15 protein-coding genes and 1 tRNA gene are annotated in these 16,600 nt (G+C 67.7%); 10 read left to right on the top strand and 6 right to left on the bottom strand.

Annotated elements, in window-relative coordinates:
- Positions 1–45: 45 nt before the first annotated feature.
- Both LIN44_RS07290 and purU read left to right on the top strand, forming a co-directional pair.
- Positions 46–921 carry an NUDIX hydrolase family protein gene (locus LIN44_RS07290; RefSeq protein ID WP_227314138.1) on the top strand — a complete coding sequence of 292 codons (876 nt, stop codon included), beginning with the start codon at positions 46–48 and terminating at the stop codon, positions 919–921.
- A 144-nt stretch (positions 922–1,065) separates the two neighbouring features.
- On the top strand, positions 1,066–1,932 hold the full coding sequence (gene purU / locus LIN44_RS07295) for a formyltetrahydrofolate deformylase (protein WP_227314139.1): 867 nt from the start codon (positions 1,066–1,068) through the stop codon (positions 1,930–1,932).
- Between the two features lie 169 nt (positions 1,933–2,101).
- Here purU and LIN44_RS07300 read toward each other — a convergent pair whose 3' ends face one another.
- Positions 2,102–2,872, bottom strand: a complete 771-nt coding sequence (locus LIN44_RS07300) for a DeoR/GlpR family DNA-binding transcription regulator (RefSeq protein ID WP_227314140.1) — start codon at positions 2,870–2,872, stop codon at positions 2,102–2,104.
- Positions 2,873–3,028: 156 nt separating this feature from the next.
- On the opposite strand from LIN44_RS07300, the gene LIN44_RS07305 reads away from it, so the two are divergent.
- The 6 genes from LIN44_RS07305 to LIN44_RS07330 all read left to right on the top strand — a co-directional run bounded on the left by LIN44_RS07305 (position 3,029) and on the right by LIN44_RS07330 (position 9,180).
- On the top strand, positions 3,029–4,150 hold the full coding sequence (locus tag LIN44_RS07305; protein WP_227314141.1) for an ABC transporter ATP-binding protein: 1,122 nt from the start codon (positions 3,029–3,031) through the stop codon (positions 4,148–4,150).
- Position 4,151: 1 nt separating this feature from the next.
- Positions 4,152–5,258, top strand: coding sequence for an ABC transporter ATP-binding protein (locus tag LIN44_RS07310; RefSeq protein WP_227314142.1), 1,107 nt, complete (start codon positions 4,152–4,154; stop codon positions 5,256–5,258).
- Positions 5,255–6,139 carry a carbohydrate ABC transporter permease gene (locus LIN44_RS07315; RefSeq protein ID WP_227314143.1) on the top strand — a complete coding sequence of 295 codons (885 nt, stop codon included), beginning with the start codon at positions 5,255–5,257 and terminating at the stop codon, positions 6,137–6,139. The genes LIN44_RS07310 and LIN44_RS07315 overlap by 4 nt, the downstream gene beginning before the upstream one ends.
- Positions 6,132–6,998: a carbohydrate ABC transporter permease gene (locus LIN44_RS07320; RefSeq protein WP_227314144.1), complete on the top strand. Its 867-nt coding sequence runs from the start codon at positions 6,132–6,134 to the stop codon at positions 6,996–6,998. The genes LIN44_RS07315 and LIN44_RS07320 overlap by 8 nt, the downstream gene beginning before the upstream one ends.
- Before the next feature lie 24 nt (positions 6,999–7,022).
- Positions 7,023–7,331, top strand: a complete 309-nt coding sequence (locus LIN44_RS07325) for a DUF2160 domain-containing protein (RefSeq protein WP_227314145.1) — start codon at positions 7,023–7,025, stop codon at positions 7,329–7,331.
- A 109-nt stretch (positions 7,332–7,440) separates the two neighbouring features.
- On the top strand, positions 7,441–9,180 hold the full coding sequence (locus tag LIN44_RS07330) for an ABC transporter substrate-binding protein (protein ID WP_370641628.1): 1,740 nt from the start codon (positions 7,441–7,443) through the stop codon (positions 9,178–9,180).
- Between the two features lie 198 nt (positions 9,181–9,378).
- Here the strand turns inward: LIN44_RS07330 and LIN44_RS07335 are convergent, their stop codons facing one another.
- From LIN44_RS07335 to LIN44_RS07355, 5 genes are all read right to left on the bottom strand, one after another.
- Positions 9,379–11,379: a diguanylate cyclase domain-containing protein gene (locus tag LIN44_RS07335; protein ID WP_227314146.1), complete on the bottom strand. Its 2,001-nt coding sequence runs from the start codon at positions 11,377–11,379 to the stop codon at positions 9,379–9,381.
- A 233-nt stretch (positions 11,380–11,612) separates the two neighbouring features.
- A tRNA-Val gene (locus tag LIN44_RS07340) sits at positions 11,613–11,687 on the bottom strand.
- 88 nt (positions 11,688–11,775) lie between these two features.
- On the bottom strand, positions 11,776–12,516 hold the full coding sequence (dnaQ, locus tag LIN44_RS07345; protein ID WP_227314147.1) for a DNA polymerase III subunit epsilon: 741 nt from the start codon (positions 12,514–12,516) through the stop codon (positions 11,776–11,778).
- Between the two features lie 57 nt (positions 12,517–12,573).
- Complete coding sequence (gene rnhA / locus LIN44_RS07350) at positions 12,574–13,011, bottom strand: ribonuclease HI (RefSeq protein ID WP_018007845.1); 438 nt, start codon at positions 13,009–13,011, stop codon at positions 12,574–12,576.
- A gap of 81 nt (positions 13,012–13,092) precedes the next feature.
- The gene (locus LIN44_RS07355; RefSeq protein ID WP_227314148.1) at positions 13,093–13,893 is read right to left on the bottom strand and encodes a class I SAM-dependent methyltransferase; all 801 of its coding nucleotides are present in this window, start codon (positions 13,891–13,893) and stop codon (positions 13,093–13,095) included.
- Between the two features lie 12 nt (positions 13,894–13,905).
- Between LIN44_RS07355 and gloB the strand changes: the two genes are divergently transcribed.
- Together gloB and LIN44_RS07365 are read left to right on the top strand one after the other, a co-directional pair.
- A complete protein-coding gene (gene gloB / locus LIN44_RS07360; protein WP_227314149.1) occupies positions 13,906–14,706 on the top strand; it encodes a hydroxyacylglutathione hydrolase in 801 nt (266 codons plus the stop codon).
- A 142-nt stretch (positions 14,707–14,848) separates the two neighbouring features.
- Complete coding sequence (locus LIN44_RS07365) at positions 14,849–16,528, top strand: transglycosylase SLT domain-containing protein (protein ID WP_227314150.1); 1,680 nt, start codon at positions 14,849–14,851, stop codon at positions 16,526–16,528.
- Positions 16,529–16,600 lie beyond the last annotated feature (72 nt).

Here is a 16,600-nt window from a genome sequence, read left to right on the forward strand (position 1 = left end):
TGACAATGACAATGCGCGCCGGCGCGGCCGGTGCATGGAATGCTGATGGCTGAAATGTTTTCTTTGCCGGCCGCCGAGGTCACGGCACGGATCGCCGCCTCGCTGGCGGCCCGCAGCGGCTTCGATGCCGCCGCCAAGCTGCGCCTGATGGCCGGTGGCCGGCAGGTCGGCTGGCTGCCGCGCGCGCATGCCGGCATCCTGCGCGGCCTCGGCGCCGTGCTGGGCCCGGAGCAGGCGCTCGCCGACGGCTCCGCGGCCGTGGCGCTGCTGCCTGGCTGCGACGATTTCGACGCGCGCAGCGCCGCGCTGCAGGCGCTGTCCCGCCAGCTGGCCGACGCCGGCCATGTGCGCGGCTGGCGCGATGAGTTGTTCGCGGTCACCCCCGCGCTGGACGCGCCCGCGGTCGCGGTGGTCGAGCGCGCCGCCGCCCGCTTCCTGGGGCTGCTGACCTTTGCCTCGCACATGAACGGCATCGTCGACGGCGGGGCGGGCAACCCGCCGGCGCTGTGGATCTCGCGCCGCAGCCCGGCCAAGGCCGTCGACCCCGGCATGTGGGACAACCTGGTCGCCGGCGGCATGCCCCATGGCAGCGATCCGCTGGCGACGCTGGTGCGCGAGTGCGAGGAAGAGTCCGGCATCCCGCCCGAACTGGCGCGGGGCGTGCAGGCGCACGGCATGATCGAGGTGCTGCGCGACCTGCCCGAAGGCGTGCAGTGGGAGCAGGTCTACGTCTACGACCTGCTGCTGCCGCCGGACTTCATTCCGCACAACCGGGACGGCGAAGTCAGCGAGCACCGGCGCGTTGAGGTGGCGCCATTGCTTGCTATCATGTCGGCCGGCGCCATGACGGTCGATGCGACACTGGTGACGCTGGATGCGCTTGGGCGGCGCGGCTGGTTCAACCCCGGCCGCCACGAATGAGCCGCCGCGGCGACCCTCGCGGCTTGCCGCGGCAGTGTCCGCCCCATTGCCCGCCCCATTGCCCGCCCCATTGCCTGTGTTACTGACCGAGCCCCCCTGGCTTTCCCGGCCCTGCGCCGCGCCACCCCGACAGAACCACACACCATGAGCAACACCGGATTCATCCTGACTCTCTCGTGCCCTGACCAGCCGGGCATCGTCCACGCCGTCTCGGGCCTGCTGTTCCAGCACGGCTGCAATATCGTCGATTCCGACCAGTACGGTGACGAGTACGCCGGCCGCTTCTTCATGCGAGTGCATTTCACCCCGGCCGCCGGTGGTCCCGACCTCGCCACGCTGAAGGCTGCGTTCGCGCCGGTGGGCGACCAGTTCGGCATGCAATGGGAGCTGAACGATGCCGCGGTGAAGCCGCGCGTGATGATCATGGTGTCGAAGATCGGCCACTGCCTGAACGACCTGCTGTTCCGGGCCAAGGCGGGCGGGCTGCCGGTCGAGATCGCGGCCATCGTCTCCAACCACCGCGACTTCTACCAGCTGGCGGCTTCGTACGACGTGCCGTTCTTCCACCTGCCGCTGATGAACGCGTCGGCGGAGCAGAAGGCCGCGCAGGAAGCGCGCGTGTTCGACGTGGTGCAGGAGCAGAAGATCGACCTGGTAGTGCTGGCGCGCTACATGCAGGTGCTGTCCGACGACCTGTCCCGCAAGCTGGCCGGCCGCGCGATCAATATCCACCATTCGTTCCTGCCCAGCTTCAAGGGCGCCAAGCCGTACTACCAGGCGCATGACCGCGGCGTGAAGCTGATCGGCGCCACCGCGCACTACGTTACCGCCGACCTCGACGAAGGCCCGATCATCGAGCAGGAGATCGAGCGCGTGGACCACAGCATGGACCCCGACCAGCTCACCGCCGTCGGCCGCGACGTCGAATGCGTGGCGCTGGCGCGCGCGGTCAAGTGGCATGCCGAACACCGCATCCTGCTGAACGGCCACAAGACCGTGGTGTTCAAGTAAGCCGTCGAATTCCCGAAGTTTGGCTCCCCTCGCCCGCTTGCGGGAGAGGGGCCGGGGGAGAGGGCAGGCCTGTCGCGTAGCCGACGCGGCATGCCACGCCCCGCCAACCGCCATCAACACCAGCCCAGCTCCCGCCAGTGCAGAAGCAGCGGCCGCACGGCCGGCGCATTCACTCCCGCTCCGCCACCACACACTTCACCCCACTGTCGGCCAGGATCTGGTCGAACGGCGCCGCCAGCGGCTCATCCGTAAACAGCCGGTCGACCTGCGATACATGCGCCAGCTCCACCATGGCCTGGCGGTTGAACTTGCTGGTGTCCGCCGCCAGCCAGACCTCGCGTGAATGCTCGATGATGGTCCGCGCCACCTTGACCTCGCGGAAGTCGTAGTCGCGCAGCGTGCCGTCGGCCTCGATGCCCGAGATGCCGATCAGCCCGATATCGACCTTGAACTGGCGGATGAACTCGACCGTGGCCTCGCCGACGATGCCGCGGTCGCGCGAGCGCAGCACGCCGCCGGCGACGATGACTTCGCAGTCGGGGTTGTCGGCGAGGATATTGGCGACGTTCAGGTTGTTGGTGATCACGCGCAGGCCGCGATGGTGCACCAGCGCGCGCGCGATCTCTTCCACCGTGGTGCCGATATTCAGGATCAGCGAGCAGCCTTCCGGAACTGCCGCCGCCACCGCGCGCGCGATGCGTGCCTTGCCCTCGGCGTTGAGCACCTGCCGCTGCCGGTAGGCAATGTTCTCGGTGGTGGAGTCTTCCACCCGCACCCCGCCATGAAAGCGCGCCAGCATGCCGTTCTCGGCCAGCAGGTTGACATCGCGGCGCACCGTCTGGAGCGTGACGCCGAACTTGCGCGCAAGTTCGTCGATGGAGGCAAAGCCCTGGGTGCGGACTTCTTCGAGCAGGGCCGTCTGGCGGGGATTCAGGGTCATGCGGGGATTCTAGTTCAAACACAAACGAAAACAAATGATGCGGTGCACTATTGTTTTCTGTTCGTTTTGTTGCTAAAACGAGCGTTAAGCCAAGATTGGTGCGCCTGCATCGAGCGCAAGCCGTGATGCCGGCAGCATATCGAACATGGAGACCGGATGCAGCTACGTTTGGAAGGCGTCGCACAGCAGGCAGGTTCGCAGGCGTATCTCTATCCGCTGACGCTGGCCCCGGTTCCGGGCGCGGTCACCATCCTGCTGGGCGCGACGCAGGCGGGCAAGACTTCGCTGATGCGGGTCATGGCGGGGCTGGACCGGCCCAGCGCCGGGCGCGTGCTGGTCGACGGCGACGATGTCACCGGCATGCCGGTGCGCGAGCGCAATGTGTCGATGGTCTACCAGCAGTTCATCAACTACCCATCGCTCAGGGTGTTCGACAACATCGCTTCGCCGCTGCGGCTGCGGCGCAAGGCGGCGGCCGGCGAGATCGCCGCGCGCGTGCGCGAGCTGGCGGCGCGGCTGCATATCGACCATCTGCTGGAGCGCTATCCGGCCGAGCTTTCCGGCGGCCAGCAGCAGCGCGTGGCGCTGGCGCGCGCGCTGGCCAAGGAGGCCCCGCTGATGCTGCTGGACGAGCCGCTGGTCAACCTGGACTACAAGCTGCGCGAAGAGTTGCGCGAAGAACTGGCCCAGCTGTTCGCGCACGGCGATGCCACCGTGATCTACGCCACCACCGAGCCCGGCGAGGCGCTGCTGCTAGGCGGGCACACCGCGGTGCTCGATGCGGGCGAGCTGCTGCAGTACGGGCCCACGCCGCAGGTCTTCCACTTTCCCGATTCGCTGCGCGTGGCGCGCGCCTTCAACGATCCGCCGATGAACCTGGTCGAGGGCCGGCTCGAGGGCGGCCGGGTTGTGCTGGCCGGCGGGATCGCGGTGCCGGTGCCCGGCGTGGCGGCGCAAGACGGTCCGGTGACGCTTGGCGTGCGCGCCTCCGCGTTGCGCCTGGCGAGCGAGCCCGGCGCGGTCGCGGTGCATGGCCGCGTGGCGCTGGCCGAGCTGTCCGGGTCGGACACCTTCGTCCACGCCGATACCGCGGTCGGCAACCTGGTGGCGCAGTTCGCGGGCGTGCTCGACCTGCGGCTGGGCGAGCCGGTGACGCTGCACCTGCTGCCCGAGCAGCTCTACCTGTTCGATGCGGACGGCCGCCGCATCCATGCGCCGCGCCGGCCCGGCGGGCTCGCTACCGAGGTGCCCGGCGGCGGCGCCGCGGCGGGAGGCTGAGATGGCGCGCATCGACCTGGACCTGGCGCACTCGTACGTGCCCCATCCGCGCACCGACGAGGACTACGCGCTGCTGCCGCTGCGCTTCACCTTCGAGGACGGCGGCGCCTATGCGCTGCTGGGCCCGTCGGGCTGCGGCAAGACCACGCTGCTGAACTGCATTTCGGGGCTGCTGCGTCCTTCGCACGGCACCATCGCCTTCGACGGCCGCGACGTCACCGGCGCCACGCCGCAGGCGCGCAATATCGCCCAGGTGTTCCAGTTCCCCGTGATCTACGACACCATGACCGTCGGCGAAAACCTGGCCTTTCCGCTGCGCAACCGCGGCGTGCCGGAAGCGCAGGTGCGCGAGCGGGTCGGGCGCGTGGCCGAGATGCTGGACCTGTCGTCGACGCTCGGGCGCCGCGCCAGCGGCCTGGCCGCCGACGCCAAGCAGAAGATCTCGCTCGGGCGCGGGCTGGTGCGCCAGGACGTGTCGGCGATCCTGTTCGACGAGCCGCTGACGGTGATCGACCCGCAGCTGAAATGGCAGCTGCGGCGCAAGCTCAAGGAGATCCACCATGAGTTTCGGCTGACGCTGATCTACGTGACCCACGACCAGACCGAGGCGCTGACCTTTGCCGACCAGGTGGTGGTGATGTCGCGCGGCAAGGCGGTGCAGGTGGGGCCGGCCGATGCGCTGTTCGAGCGGCCGGCGCACACTTTCGTCGGGCACTTCATCGGCTCGCCGGGGATGAACTTCCTGCCAGGACAATGGCGCGACGGCGCCGTCGAAGTGGCCGGGCGCCGCTACCTGCCGGCGCTGGCGCCGCCGGTGGAGGCGGCGCTGCGCGCGGCGGGCAGCTTCCGCATCGGCGTGCGCCCGGAATACCTGCAACTGGCGGCCGAGCGCGACGCGCAGGCGGTGCCGGTGCAGGTGCAGCGCGCGCAGGACATAGGCACCTACTGGCTGCTGACCGGCACGGTGCAGGAGGCGGGCGCGCAGGCCGGCACGCTGCGCGCGCGGCTGGGCGCCGAGGCCGCCGGCCTGCGCGCCGGCGACACGGCGTGGCTGTCGGTGTTCAACCGGCATACCTGCTACTACGTCAACGAGGAGCTGGTGCCATGAAGCCCGTCAATCAGAAGGCCTGGCTGCTGGTGCTGCCGGTGGTGGTGTGCGTGGCGTTCTCCGCCATCCTGCCGCTGATGACCATCGTCAACTACTCGGTGCAGGACATCATCTCGCCCGAGCGGCGCGTGTTCGTCGGCACCGAATGGTTCCGCACGGTGCTGCGCGACGGCGAGCTGCACGACGCGCTGCTGCGCCAGCTCGGCTTCTCGCTGGCGGTGCTGCTGGTGGAGATCCCGCTCGGCATCCTGCTGGCGTTGTCGATGCCGGCCCGGGGCTGGAAGGCCTCGGCGGTGCTGGTGATCATCGCGCTGTCGCTGCTGATCCCGTGGAACGTGGTCGGCACCATCTGGCAGATCTTCGGCCGCACCGACATCGGCCTGCTCGGCGCCGCGCTGGCAGGGCTCGGCTTCGACTACAACTACACCGGCAGCGCCTTCGACGCCTGGATCACGGTGCTGGTGATGGACGTCTGGCACTGGACGCCGCTGGTCGCACTGCTGTGCTACGCCGGCCTGCGCGCGATCCCCGACGCCTACTACCAGGCCGCGCAGATCGATGGCGCCTCGCGCCTGGCAGTGTTCCGTTATATCCAGCTGCCCAAGCTGCGCGGCGTGCTGATGATCGCGGTGCTGCTGCGCTTCATGGACAGCTTCATGATCTACACCGAGCCGTTCGTGCTGACCGGCGGCGGACCCGGCAACGCCACCACCTTCCTGTCGCAGTACCTGACGCAGAAGGCGGTCGGGCAGTTCGACCTGGGTCCGGCGGCGGCGTTTTCCATCGTCTACTTCCTGATCATCCTGCTCATGTGTTTCATCCTCTACAACTGGATGCAGCGCGCGGGCACCGCCGGCAGCGAGGACATGCCCCATGGCTGAGATCTCTTCGGCAGTCCCTGCGGTGATCCCCACCGCAATCCCCGCGCAGGCCAACCGCGCCGCCTGGTGGCGCGCCGGTTTCCTGCTGGCCTACCTGGTGTTCGCGATCGTGCCGATCTACTGGATGGTCAATATGTCGTTCAAGACCAACGAGGAGATCGTGTCGACGCTGTCGCTGTGGCCGGGGCAGTTCACGCTGGAGCACTACAAGACCATCTTCACCGATCCGTCGTGGTATTCGGGCTACGTCAACTCGATGATCTACGTGGCGATGAACACCGTGATCTCGATCGGCGTGGCGCTGCCGGCCGCCTATGCCTTCTCGCGCTACCAGTTCATCGGCGACAAGCACGTGTTCTTCTGGCTGCTGACCAACCGCATGACGCCGCCGGCGGTGTTCCTGCTGCCGTTCTTCCAGCTCTACAGCACCATCGGCCTGATGGATACGCACCTGGGCGTGGCGCTGGCGCACCTGGTCTTCAACGTGCCGCTGGCGGTGTGGATCCTGGAGGGCTTCATGTCGGGCGTGCCGCGCGAGATCGACGAGACCGCCTATGTCGACGGCTACTCGTTCCCGCGTTTCTTCCTGACCATCTTCCTGCCGCTGATCAAGGCCGGCGTGGGCGTGGCCGCATTCTTCTGCTTCATGTTCAGCTGGGTCGAGCTGCTGCTGGCGCGCACGCTGACCTCGGTCAACGCCAAGCCCATCGTCGCCACCATGACGCGCACGGTGTCGGCGTCGGGCATGGACTGGGGCGTGCTGGCCGCGGCCGGCGTGCTGACCATCGTGCCCGGCGGCATCGTGATCTGGTTCGTGCGGCACTACATCGCGAAGGGCTTCGCGATGGGCCGCGTTTAACCCAAGCCCCTGGAGACGGCGCCAATGCTGAACTGGATGGTATGGACCACACCGGTGGCGGTGTTCTTTGGCTGCATCGTGGTGATGCTGGTCGGCATGACGATCCTGGAAATCCGTTCGCCGTCGGTGCTGCGCAAGGGCTTCCTGCCGATCGCCACCACCCGCGGCGACCGGCTCTTTATCGGGCTGATGTGCGCGGCGTGGATCAACCTGGCGTGGGTCGGGCTGGGCGAGAAGGTCGCCGCCTGGCTGGCACTGCCGGAAGAGCCGTCGGTGTGGATCAGCTTCGCGGCATCGATGCTGGTGCTGGCGCTGATCCTGCGCAAGGGCTAGCTGCGCGCCGGCCGGCATTAATACGCATGAACGGGAAACGCGGCTTGTCCCCACCCCGGGGCCGCCACCCAGACCACAACCGGGGCAGGGGATTCTTGAGGAGACACCGATGAAAGTGCACGTGACGTTGGGGATGTCAGCCCTTGCCTGCGCGGCCGCGCTGGCTTGCGGTTCCGCCCGGGCCGGCGAAGCGGAAGCGAAGAAGTGGATCGACAACGAGTTCCAGCCCTCGTCGCTGTCCAAGGACAAGCAGGCGGCGGAAATGAAGTGGTTCATCGACGCCGCGGCCAAGCTCAAGGCCAAGGGCGTCACGCAGATCAACGTGGTGTCCGAGACCATCACCACGCACGAGTACGAATCCAAGACCCTGGCCAAGGCGTTCGAGGAAATCACCGGCATCAAGGTCAACCATGACCTGATCCAGGAAGGCGACGTGGTGGAGAAGCTGCAGACCTCGATGCAGTCCGGCAAGTCGATCTACGATGGCTGGATCTCCGACTCCGACCTGATCGGCACGCATTACCGCTATGGCTCGATCCTGCCGCTGACCGACTACATGAACGGCGCCGGCAAGGAGTGGACCAATCCCGGGCTGGATGTGAAGGACTTCATCGGCACCAAGTTCACCACCGCGCCGGATGGCAAGCTGTACCAGCTGCCCGACCAGCAGTTCGCCAACCTGTACTGGTTCCGCGCCGACTGGTTCGCGCGCAAGGACCTGCAGGACAAGTTCAAGGCCAAGTACGGCTACGACCTGGGCGTGCCGACCAACTGGTCCGCCTATGAGGACATCGCCAACTTCTTCACCAACGACGTGAAGGAAATCGACGGCAAGAAGGTCTATGGCCACATGGACTACGGCAAGAAGGACCCGTCGCTGGGCTGGCGCTTCACCGACGCCTGGCTGTCGATGGCCGGCACCGCCGACAAGGGCCTGCCCAACGGCATGCCGGTGGACGAGTGGGGCATCCGCGTGGCCGAGGACAAATGCACGCCGGTCGGTGCCTCGGTGGCGCGCGGCGGCGCCACCAACAGCCCGGCCGCGGTCTACGCGCTGACCAAGTACATCGACTGGATGAAGAAGTACGCGCCGCCGCAGGCGATGGGCATGACCTTCTCCGAAGCCGGGCCGGTGCCCGCGCAGGGACAGGTGGCGCAGCAGATCTTCTGGTACACGGCCTTCACCGCCGACATGACCAAGAAGGGCCTGCCGGTCGTCAACGCCGACGGCTCGCCCAAGTGGCGCATGGCGCCGTCGCCGTACGGCCCGTACTGGAAGCAGGGCATGCAGAACGGCTACCAGGACGTGGGTTCGTGGACCTTCTTCAAGAACACCGATCCCAACAAGCTGGCCGGCGCGTGGCTGTATGCGCAGTTCGTGACGTCCAAGACGGTATCGCTGAAGAAGTCGCTGACCGGCCTCACCTTTATCCGCGACAGCGACATCCACCACGACTACCTGGCCAAGAACGCGGCCAAATATGGCGGCCTGGTCGAGTTCTACCGCAGCCCCGCGCGCGTGGCGTGGACCCCGACCGGCACCAATGTGCCGGATTACCCGAAGCTGGCGCAGCTGTGGTGGAAGAACGTGGCCACCGCGGTGACCGGCGAGAAAACGCCGCAAGCCGCGATGGACACGCTGGCCGAAGAGATGGACCAGGTCATGGCGCGGCTGCAGCGCGCCGGCATGAGCCATTGCGCGCCCAAGCTGAATGCGAAGGGCGATCCGGCCAAGTGGCTGTCGAACGACCACGCGCCCTGGAAGAAGCTTGCCAACGAGAAGCCCAAGGGCGAGACCATTCCGTACGACAAGCTGCTGCAAGCGTGGAAGGAAGGGAAGGTGCGCTGAGGGGTTTGAGGTGCCGGCAATGAACGCACACTCCCGGTTTGCTCCCCTCTCCCGCTTGCGGGAGAGGGGCAGGGGGTGAGGGCAGGCGGTGGCATACCGACACGTCTTGCCTGGTTGATACATCCGCCCTCACCCCAGCCCTCTCCCGCAAGCGGGAGAGGGAGCACCCAATGGGTCGTTTGGGGCCGGACGTCGGAGCTAGCATTTTTGCGCTGCCAGGTCGGACGGCGCTACCCTATCCGTCACCTGCGCGGCATAGCGCGCCTTGCCGTGCCGCTTGGCTTGATACAGCGCCATGTCGGCGTGCAGGAACAGTTCGCTCACGGTCATGGCGTGCCGCGCATCGCGCAGCGCCGCGCCGACGCTGGCCGACGCCGCCAGCGATCGGCCATCGATCACGAAAGGCATGCGCGCGGCCTGCACGATGGTGTTGGCCACGGATGCCATGGCATGGCGGTCCGCAATGCCATCCAGGATCACCGCAAACTCGTCGCCGCCGATGCGCGCAACGGCATCGCCCTTGCGCACGCAGGCACGCAGGCGCTGCGCGAACGCCACCAGCAACTGGTCGCCGATGGCGTGGCCATGGTTGTCGTTGATCGCCTTGAAGTCGTCCAGGTCCACCAGCAGCAGCGCCAGCGGGCACGCGCTCGCGCCGGCGCGGGCCATGGCCTCGGCCAGGCGCCGGTCGAAGCCCTTGCGGTTGAGCAGGCCGGTCAGGTAGTCGGAGACGGTCTGAGCTTCCAGGCTGCGCAGCTTTTCGCGCTCGTGCGTGACATTGCGCCCGAACATATGCAGGCCGACCACGGTGTCCTGGGCATCGTTCCACGCCGGCTGGCAGGTGATCTCGATGCATTCGGTGCCGTCCGCGCTTTCGCGGGTAAAGGTCACGGCCTGGCCGGTGCCGGCTTGCTGCAGGTAGGGCTGGCATGCCAGGTATTCCTGCGTGCCCCACAGCTCGCGCAGCGACAGCCCCACGATCTGCTGCGCCGGCAAGCCGTAGCGCCGTGCATACGCCTGGTTGACGAAGACATAGCGCTGCTGCACGTCGATGAACGAGATAAAGTCCGGCACATGGTTGGCAATCGCCTCGATGCGCTTCTCGCTGGCGGCGGCGCGGTCCTTGGCGGCCTGCAGCGCGGCCTCGCGCTCCGACAGCCGGGCCACGACCTCGGCGAAGCTCGACGCCAGTTCGCCGATCTCGTCGGCACGGCCGACCGGCAGGTCCGCCACCGCTTTCGGGTCGGTGCCGAGCTGGCGCACCGCGCGGTGCAGCCGCTGCAGCGGCGCCAGCAGCCGCCACATCACCAGCCACATCAGCGCGGCCGCGATCACCATGGTGATCGCGCCCATCGCGAGGGTGCGCTGGCGCACCGAGATCAGCGGCGCATAGGCTTCGGCCGCGGGCAGGACCGCCACCACCTCCCAGCCGTTGGCGGCCAGCAGGTAGCGTGCGACGATCGGCTGGGTCGGCGTCACGACTTCCAGCAGCGCGGGCGGCTGCTCGGCGCCGCAGGCTTCGCCGACGGCGCGCGCCGGTGCCAGCACGCGCGACACGTCCGCATGCATCGCATAGCGGGGGGTGCTGCCCGAGGACACCAGGCAAAAGCTGCCGGTGGTGCCCACCCGGCTGTGCGCCAGTTCGCGCAGGAAGTTGCTGTCCGCCAGGTTCAGCACGCCGCCGACCACGCCGCGCAGTTCGCCGGCGGGTCCCCGCATCGGCACCGCCAGCACCACGCCCGGTGCGTTGGTCTGCCTGCCCTGGATCAGGTCCGACACCGCGAACGACTGCCCCTGCAGCACATCGCGGAAATAGTCGCGGTCGTTCACGCGCAGGCGCACGCCATCCGGCACGGCGGTGCTGAAGGTCAGTTCGCCGTCCGGCGAGGCCAGGAAAACGGCATTGAAGGTCTCGGGAATTTCCACCAGCCCCTCCGCCGCACGGCGCAAGTCGGCCGGCCGGGCGCCATGGAGGGCGGACAGCTGGCGCGCCACCCGGTGCAGCACGGCGGCGCGAGCCTGCAGCTTTTCATCGAGCTGCTCGGCGACCATCTTGACCAGCGTGTCCTGCTGCGACTGCAGCAGGTTCTTCAGGCTGTCATAGGCGTAATACTGGGCGTAGAGCACGCGCAGCACGATGATCAGCGTCACCACCCCGGCCGTGGCCAACGCCATCCGATACTTCAATGAGTGCTGCATGATTGACTTCTTTCTGGTGCGCACTGACCCGATTCTTCTCGTCCCGGACCGGGGCTTGACTGGAACGCCAGTGACGGTGACGTGCTAAGAAGGTTAGCAGAAGTCAAGCGGCATTTCGAAACTGTTTGCAACAGCGGTGGAGTGCAGTTCCGGCAAGCTGAGGAGCTTGTGGAGGAGGTCGGGGAGCGGATCTGGAAATGAAAAAAGCCAGCGCGAGGCTGGCTTTTTGAAACTGGTGGGTGGTACAGGGATTGAACCTGTGACCCCTGCCGTGTGAAGGCAGTGCTCTACCGCTGAGCTAACCACCCCTGTCTGCGTCGTCGTTGCCGTCGTGCAGCAGAGAAATGAGATTATGCAGAGGTTCTTGTATCTTGTAAAGCCCTTTTTTGAACTTTCTTACGCTGCCAGCGTTCCCGGGGCTTCGGCAGGGTCTTCCCGCCATACCGTCTTGCCGCCGCTGGCCTTGTCGAGGCCCTTGATTATGGCCAGATGGGCCTGCTGTTCCTCATCGGTGGCGCGCAGTACCGGCAAGGTCAGCCGGGACAGGTCGGCGGTGGCGACCACGCCGCCCTGGCCGCCGCTGCTGTCGAGCGTGTCGATCACCAGCGAATCCTGGCCGCGCGTCATCGCCAGGTAGACCTCGGCGAGCAGTTCGGCGTCCAGCAGCGCGCCGTGCAGCGTGCGGTGGGCGTTGCTGATGCCGAGGCGTTCGCACAGGGCATCGAGCGAGTTGCGCTTGCCGGGGAACATCTGGCGGGCTTCGCGCAAGGTATCGATCACGTTGCCGACATGCTGGCGGAACGGCGGCAGGCCCAGCAGCTGGAATTCCATGTCGAGGAAGCCCAGGTCGAACTGCGCGTTGTGGATGATCAGCTCGGCGTCCTGCACGAATTCGCGGATGTCGTCGACGACTTCGGCAAAGCGCGGCTTGTCGGCCAGGAATTCGACGGTGATGCCGTGCACGGCGATCGCGCCCTCGTCGATATCGCGTTCCGGGTTGACGTAGAAGTGCAGGTGGCGTCCCGTCAGGCGGCGGTTCATCAGCTCGACGCAGCCGATTTCGATCAGGCGGTCGCCGGTGGCGGCATTCAGGCCGGTGGTTTCGGTATCGAGAACGATTTGTCGCATGGCGGGCATTCTAGCGGAGCGGGGCGGGCGTTCCGCGCTTGTTGTTGGTGGTGAAGCGGGATCCGGTCAGCGGCCGATCGATTCGACGCCGCGGTTGGCCAGCGCGTCGGCGCGCTCATTGCCGGGGTGGCCGTTGTGGCCGCGCACCCAGTGCCACGAGATCTGGTGCGGTTGCGCCAGGGTGTCCAGCGCCTGCCACAGGTCGGCGTTCTTGACCGGCTTCTTGTCGGCGGTTTTCCAGCCGCGCGCCTTCCAGCCGGGCAGCCACTCGCTGATGCCTTTCTGCACGTACTGCGAGTCGGTATAGACGCGCACTACGCAGGGCCGCTTGAGCGCGCGCAGCGCTTCGATCACGGCGGTCATTTCCATGCGGTTGTTGGTGGTGTTCGGCTCGCCGCCGAACAGCTCTTTCTCGCTGGTGCCGGCGACCAGCACTGCGCCCCAGCCGCCGCGGCCGGGATTGCCCTTGCAGGCGCCGTCGGAGTAGATCGTGACTTCTTGCATGTGATTCCGTGGTGGCCACCCGCGGGTCGGGTGGCGCATTGAGGGGCGGGACAGGTGGATCACCCGCGCGGCCGGGCCGCGTCAGTGTTCCTTGCCCGGGGCCTTGCCGTGCGTGCCGGTGGGGGTGGCCACCGGCGCCGACACCGGCGCCAGCGCCGGCTTGCTCTTCCACGCCGGTCCGACCAGCCGGATATTGCGCACGCGCTTGATCGCCGAAATCATATAGACCGCGCCGAAGATCGGCCACCAGCGGTCGCCGGCCTTTTCCATGAAGGCGGCGCGCTGCAGCCAGCGGTCGGTGCGGTACGGCGGGCAATAGCAGCCGAAGCGGCCGCGGATGATATCGAAGCCGAGCAGCTTGAGCCAGTCCTTGATGCGCACGAAGCCGATCTGCTGGGCGTCGGTCGGCAGGAAGGGCGTGGCACCGAGCCGGTTCATGCCCTGGCGCGCACCCCACAGGCTCATCGGGTTGAAGCAGGTGACCACCACGCGGCCCTCGGGCATCAGCACGCGCGAGACTTCGCGCAGCACTTCATGCGGGTCTTCGGCAAACTCCAGGATGTGGGGCAGCGTGACCAGGTCGATGCTCTGGGTGTCGAACGGCAGTTCGTCGAAACGGCACAGCAGCTGGCGCGCATCCGGATGTGCGGCACGCGGCCCGTGCGGGCCGCTGGACGGATCCAGCGCCAGCGCCGAGAACGGCATCCGGTTCTCGCGCAGGGTATCGATATAGGGCAGGCCGAGCTGGACCGCGTGATAGCCGAAGATGTCGGCCACGGTCCGGTCGTACTGCTGCGCCTCCCAGCGCAGCATGTACTCGCCGGGCGGCGAGGCCAGCCAGTCTTCCCAGCTTACAATCGGGTGATTGGGACGATTGGACATAGGAGCATGCGCATGTTGAAGGTTGAGCCGATCCCGGCGTTCCAGGATAACTATATCTGGGCCATCCACGACGGGCACTGCGCCGCCGTGGTCGATCCTGGCGAGGCCGCGCCGGTGGAGCGCTTCCTGGCGCAAAGCGGTCTGGCTCTGGGCGCTATTGTAATCACCCATCACCACGGCGATCACCAGGGTGGGGTGGCCGAGCTGCTGGCCGCGCATCCGCGCGCGCCCTCGGGCGAACCGCTGCCGGTGCTGGGGCCGGCGCGCGAGCGTATCGGCGGGCGCACCCGGGCGCTGCGCGAGGGCGATGTGGCGACGCTCGAGGCGCCGGCGCTGACGCTGCGCGTGCTGGACGTGCCCGGCCACACCGCCGGCCACATCGCCTATGTTGCCGACCTGGGCGAAGCCGGCCCGGCAGTGTTTTGCGGCGATACGCTGTTCGCCAGCGGCTGCGGGCGCCTGTTCGAAGGCACGCCGGCGCAGATGCTGGCGTCGCTGGACAAGCTGGCGGCGCTGCCCGGCGACACCCGCGTCTATTGCGCGCACGAATACACGCGCAGCAATGTCCGCTTCGCGCGCGCGGTCGAGCCGGGCAATGCCGCGCTGGCGGCGTGGGAGGAACGCGTCGAGGCGCTGCGCGCCGCGGACCGGCCGACGCTGCCGACCACCATCGCGCATGAGCGCGAGGTCAACCCGTTCCTGCGCTCGCGCGAACCGGCGGTGCGCGCCGCGGTGTCGGCGCACGGCGGCGCCACCGCGGGCGATGCGCAGGCGTTCGGTGCGCTGCGCGGCTGGAAGGACAATTTCCGCTGAGCCACCGGCCCGGCCCCATGCCTTGTGCCGCAAGGCACGGCGGCGGCCGGCCGGATAGCGGCTATATGGAAAATCTGATTGACGCGATACGCGGTTTTTTTTAGCATCACGCAACCTTTTAGCGTCACGATTTGAGAACTTAATGAAAATTGGTCGACTACTGGCGGTGGTCGCGTGCGCCGCGCTGCTTGCAGCGTGCGCCAGCACCCCCACGCCGCCTGAAGGCGCCGACGGCGCCGCGACCGCCCAGACTGCCAAGCGCCCGGACCCGCTCAACTCGCTCAGCGACAAGTCGGCGCTCTCTTCCACTTCCACCATCAATGTCGACCAGGGCGGCCTGGACTGGCTGCGCGGCCCGTCCAACGATATCTGGGACCGCATCCGGCGCGGCTTTGCCATGCAGGACCTGGAGGGTACGCTGGTCGATGATCGTACCCAGTGGTATGCGCAGCGGCCGGAGTACATGGAACGGATGGTCGGGCGCTCGAGCCGCTACCTCTACCACATCGTCGAGGAGCTCGAGCAGCGCAAGATGCCGACCGAGCTGGCGCTGCTGCCGTTCGTCGAGAGCGCGTTCAATCCGCAGGCGCAGTCCACCGCCAAGGCGGCCGGGATGTGGCAGTTCATCCCCAGCACGGGCAAGTCGTACAACCTGAAGCAGAACATGTTCCGCGACGAGCGCCGCGACGTGCTGGCCTCGACCGACGCCGCGCTCGACTACCTGGCGCGGCTCTACGACATGTTCGGCGACTGGCACCTGGCGCTGGCGGCGTACAACTGGGGCGAGGGCGCGGTGTCGCGGGCGATCGCGCGCAACCAGGCGCGCGGGCTGCCGACCGACTATGCCAGCCTGCCGATGCCCAACGAGACGCGCTACTACGTGCCCAAGCTGCAGGCGGTCAAGAACATCATCGCCAACCCGGCCGCGTACGGCGTCAAGCTGCCCGAGATTCCGGACCATCCGTACTTCGTCACGGTGACCACCTCGCGCGACATCGACGTGAACCTGGCGGCCAAGCTGGCGGACATGTCGGTGGAGGAATTCAAGGCGCTGAACCCGTCGTTCAACCGGCCGGTGATCCTGGGCGCGTCGAATCCGCAGATCCTGCTGCCGTTCGATAACGCCGAGCGCTTCCAGTACAACCTGAACACCTATCGCGGCGGGCTGTCGAGCTGGGCCGCGGTGACGGTGGACAGCCGCGAGCGCGTCGAGTCGCTGGCGGCGCGCCTGAATGTCGATGCCGACACGCTGCGCGAGATCAACAGCATCCCCAAGGGCATGCGCCTGAAGGCGGGCTCGACCGTGATGATCCCGCGCTCGGGCCGGCATGACCAGGACATCAGCGCCACCCTCGCCGACAGCGCCATGCTGGCGATGGAGCCGGACCTGCCCGATGCGCGCCGCGTGGTGGTGCGCGCCAGCCGGCGCGACACCGTGGCCTCGGTGGCGCGGCGCTACGGGGTCTCGGCGGGGCAGGTGCAGTCGTGGAACAAGCTCTCCGGCACCAAGCTGGTGGCCGGACAGAGCCTGGTGCTGATGGTGCCGGTGCGCGGCGCCGGCGCCGTGCGCGCGGCCCGTGCCGAACGCGCCGACCGCGCCGAGCGGGCCGAGCGCAGCGAACAGGCCAGCCGCAAGGAACCCACCGGCAAGGCCGGCAAGGGCGCCAGGGTGGTCCGGGTTTCCGCCAAGGGCAAGGGCGAGGCGCGCCAGCGTGTGGTGGTCGAAGCCTCGCCGCGACGCGGGGCCAAGGCACCGGCAGTCGCCAAGGTGTCGGCCAAGACCTCCACCAAGGCCAGCGCCAAGGGCGTCAAGGCGCGCTGACGCGGCCGCACCGGCGCGACGCCGGGAGCAAAAGGGGCGATGCCGTTGGCACGCCCCTTTTTTCATGTGCCG

This window comes from Cupriavidus sp. MP-37 (assembly GCF_020618415.1).
Lineage (GTDB): Bacteria > Pseudomonadota > Gammaproteobacteria > Burkholderiales > Burkholderiaceae > Cupriavidus.